The sequence below is a fragment of the Achromobacter sp. GbtcB20 genome (genome assembly GCF_019091095.1).
In the GTDB taxonomy this organism is placed as follows: Bacteria; Pseudomonadota; Gammaproteobacteria; order Burkholderiales; family Burkholderiaceae_B; genus Achromobacter; species Achromobacter mucicolens.
In genome coordinates this window covers 1-362 of the sequence record NZ_JAGXJZ010000317.1, presented here as the reverse complement: position 1 = coordinate 362, position 362 = coordinate 1, and the positions used below count along the sequence as shown (strand labels likewise).

The 362-nt window shown below is 52.8% G+C and carries 1 protein-coding gene; it reads left to right on the top strand.

What is annotated here, in order from left to right; translation table 11 throughout:
* Positions 1–246: hypothetical protein (locus tag KVT32_RS29155; protein ID WP_217619322.1), on the top strand; the 246-nt coding region annotated here is incomplete at its 5' end.
* Between the last annotated feature and the right edge of the window lie 116 nt (positions 247–362).

Below are 362 nucleotides of genomic sequence, written 5' to 3'. Positions count from 1 at the left end.
GAACATCGCCCACAGGATCAGGACCATCAGGCGGTCAGCCTGGCGCGCGTTGGTGCGCAGTGCTTCGTCGACGTGCGTAGTGTTCATCTCTCTGCTCCAGGCAATGCCTTGCCGAATGTGTTGTTGACTGAAGGAAAGATTAGAGCAGAGATATATTTTCGCCGGAACTGGAGGCCAAGAAAAGGAGACGCTGAGCAAACTTATGAACAGGGATGTGTCGCGAAGAAACAATTGTTTCTTATGTAAAACTTTTGTCGGATATGCAAGAGCCAGCGCTGGCTCACCGTGAAGGTGCCAGGGGCGCAAGGAAAGTGACGAAGGGGAAGTAAAGGAAGAAAGCGAAGGAGGCGGGCCTGATCTGC